Below are 3,254 nucleotides of genomic sequence, written 5' to 3'. Positions count from 1 at the left end.
CCGTCATAGGTGACCTCGGCGGACACCGCACCCGTGGCGCTCGTCGGCAGCAAGAGATCGATGTCGCCGTCGCGACAAGCGGCACGTAGTGCTTCTCGCCACCCCACACGAGCGCATCGCTCACCTTCTCGTCGGCGTCGAACAGACGGAAGGGCTTGAAGCTCTTGTACCCCCATTCCAGCATGCGGCGCGATTCCGATTCCCGATCCTCGGGCGACTCCAGCCCGTTGACCACGAGGATCAGCCGCTGATCGCCGCGCTGGGCGCTGGCCACGAGTCCGTAGCCCGACTCCTTCAGATGCCCGGTCTTGAGGCCGTCCACGCCGATATCCGCCCAGACCAGCGGATTGCGGTTGCGGAAAGTGAACTTGTCCCGGTAGCGGAACTCCTTCTGGCCGAAATAGTGATAGTACTCCGGGTACACCTCGATCAGGTGCTTCGCGAGGATCGCCAGATCCCGCGCCGACGTGAGGTGCCCTTCGGCCGGCAGGCCGTTCGTGTTCACAAAGGTCGACTGGGTCATCCCCAACTCCTTTGCGTAATCGTTCATCATCTTGACGAAGGCTTCTTCGGTCCCTGCGATGCCTTCGGCGAGGATGATGGTGGCGTCATTGCCTGACTGCACGGTCACGCCCTGGATCAAATCGCCGATCGGGATGGGATCGCCGAGCGGGGCGAACATCGCCGCCGTGCCCGAAGGCGCGCCGCCCGTCCGCCATGCATGTTCGGAGACGATGAAGCTGTCGTCGAGCTTGAGCCGCCCGGTCTTCAGCTCACGGAACACCAGCGCGAGAGTCATGAGCTTGCTCATGCTCGCCGGAATCATGCGCGTGTCCGCGTTCTTCTCGTAAAGCACGAGATCGGCGCCGGAATCCAAGAGGATGGCGTATTGAGCCTTGGTGTCGAAGCCGTCCGGCTTCTGCGCCGCAGCCTGTGCCAGACCGACGGCGGACGCCGCACCGAGGGTGACGGCGGCGCAAGCTACGGCGATTTTCATCAATCTACGCAGGGCGCACACGAGCGGACTGGGGTTGGAAGAAGCGGGCTTTGCCGCCGCGGACCGGCTACCGCAGGCCTCCATTCACTATCGACGCCCGCGTCCAAAAATCAACCGGCTCGGCCCCAACGCTCAGTTTTGCAAGACGATTTTGGCGCCCAGATAGCCCGCTTCGGTCACCTGCGGCAGCGCCGCCGCCGCCGCGATCCCGTCCGCGAAGGGCCCGACCCGGACCCGGTAGTAGGTCTCCCCGGCTACAGTGACGGGCGCGACGTCGACGGGCGCGATCCCGGAAAGAACAGCGCGGGCGCGCTCGGCGTTGTCCTTATCCTTGAAAGAGCCCGCCTGGATGGCCGGTCCGGCCGGCGGCGCGAGAAGGTTCGGCGAAGGCTGACGCGGCGGCACGATCGACCCCGTCTCCTCGGGCGAGGCCTGCAGCTCGGGGCGGAAGCCGGCCGTCGCCACGCTGTCCGGTTGCGGTTCCGGTTTGGGCGCAGGCGTCGGATCCGGCAGCGCGGCCACGGCGAATGATCGGTCCGCCCGGTCGGGCAATGGCGGTGGCGTGTGCTTTGCCGGCAGGCCGGCTAGCGCAATCGGGTCCAGCTCGGGCGGAACGGCTTGCGGCTTCGAGGCGTAGCGCTGATAGCCCCGGCTGACGAGATATTGCCGCTCATAGCTGTCGTCGCCGTTGAGAGGCGCGCGACGCAGATACTTCACACGCACTTCCGCGGTGCCGTTTCTGCGAAAGCCGAGCACCTCCGCCGAGCGCCGCGAGAGATCGATGATGCGGTCGTGCTTGAACGGGCCGCGGTCGTTCACGCGCACGACGAGCGAACGCCCGTTCTGGAGATTAGTGACTTGCGCATAAATCGGCAAAGGCAGCGTCGGATGCGCCGCGGACAAGCGGTCCATGTCGTAGATCTCGCCGTTCGCCGTGTAGCGGCCGTGGAACAGCTCCCCATACCAGGACGCCTGGCCGACCGCGTCGTATGAAGGATCTTCGCGCGGCGTGTACTGAATACCGGCGATCTCGTAGGGCTGGCCCACTTGATAGCGCCCTCCCCCCTTCGGCACCGGCTGGCCGAACGGAATGATGCGCTCGCCGAGCCCCACGCCCTCGTCGCGGCCGCAAGCGGAGATGGCCAATGTCAAACTGGCAATGAGAAGCGCGCCCAGCACGAGGCGTGCGGGATGACGGCTGCCAAAAAGACTCTGAAGCCCGCCTGCACCACGTGCAAAGGAGAGCCGACCCACCCCACGCAACGTCCCTATCCCCGGAAGGGCTAACAAAAGATGCGCCGGAGAGACCTCGAACGCAAAACCCAAGCGGGCCCCTCCAGCGCGACACCACTGTCGGCCGAACTGCGTTAGCAAAGAATGAATCTCCAAACGATCCTCAAGCTCCGATGCGATCGAGACAGCGCGCGGCCACGTCCTCGACGGAATCGCTCGCGTCAATCCTATCGAAATCCATCGCACCGAGGTCGTAGGCGAGCTGCGCGTCCACAACTTGTGGCGTCGCGTCCGAGACGTCGCCGACGCGCTGCGCGACCCGCGCACGCATCACCTCCGGCGGCACATCGAGCCAAAGCCCGGTGAAGGCGGCGTCATGCTCTGCGGCGAGCGCGGAGACCGCCGCCCGCTCCTCCGGCTTTGCATGCACGGCGTCGATGATCACCGGCCAGCCGGCCCCGAGCGCGAGGACCGCGCGCTTGCGGCACAGCGCATAGACCAGGTCCGAAACCTCCTGAGTATAGGCCGACGCCGGCAACCGCGCCTCGGGCGCCACGCCGAACAGGTGCTTGCGCGCCGCGTCGCTCCGCACCAGCACCGCGCCGGGAAACGGCAGAAGCTCCGAAGCAAATGCCCGCGCCACCGTGGACTTGCCGCTGCCGGAAAGTCCGCCGACGGCGATGAGCCGCGGCCGCGCGGGTGCAAGATAGGCGCAGGCCAGATCGAAATAGGCGCGCACCTCCTCTCGCGTATCCGCCGTATCACGTGTCGGCGACTGGCGGGCGCGCAGCAATTCGACCTTGGCGCGGATCATCGCGCGCAGCGACAGGAACAGCGGCAGGGCCGCGAGCCCCACAAGATTGCCGGCGTCGGCGGCGTCGAGATAAGCGTTGAGAACCGCGTTGGCGTGACTCGCAAGCCCGCGCTTGCCGAGATCCATCAACAGGAACGCGAGGTCGTACAGCACGTCGATCGTGGCGAGGCTGTCGTCGAACTCGAGCGCGTCGAACAGCACGGGCTCGCC

At 66.2% G+C, this 3,254-nt stretch carries 3 protein-coding genes; all 3 read right to left on the bottom strand.

The annotated features are described in order from the left end of the window. Window positions 1–997, bottom strand: a 997-nt coding sequence (locus AUC71_RS06065; protein WP_069623550.1) for a D-alanyl-D-alanine carboxypeptidase family protein, incomplete at its 3' end; no start/stop codon positions are given. Between the two features lie 132 nt (window positions 998–1,129). Continuing rightward, window positions 1,130–2,251, bottom strand: a complete 1,122-nt coding sequence (locus AUC71_RS21865) for a septal ring lytic transglycosylase RlpA family protein (RefSeq protein WP_280139286.1) — start codon at window positions 2,249–2,251, stop codon at window positions 1,130–1,132. A gap of 142 nt (window positions 2,252–2,393) precedes the next feature. Next, on the bottom strand, window positions 2,394–3,254 hold an 861-nt coding region (locus AUC71_RS06055; protein ID WP_158007720.1), incomplete at its 5' end, for a P-loop nucleotide/nucleoside kinase family protein.

It is taken from the genome of Methyloceanibacter marginalis, from assembly GCF_001723295.1.
Lineage (GTDB): Bacteria > Pseudomonadota > Alphaproteobacteria > Rhizobiales > Methyloligellaceae > Methyloceanibacter > Methyloceanibacter marginalis.
Note: the sequence above shows the minus strand (reverse complement) of the source record. Positions and strands in the feature narration are given on the sequence as shown.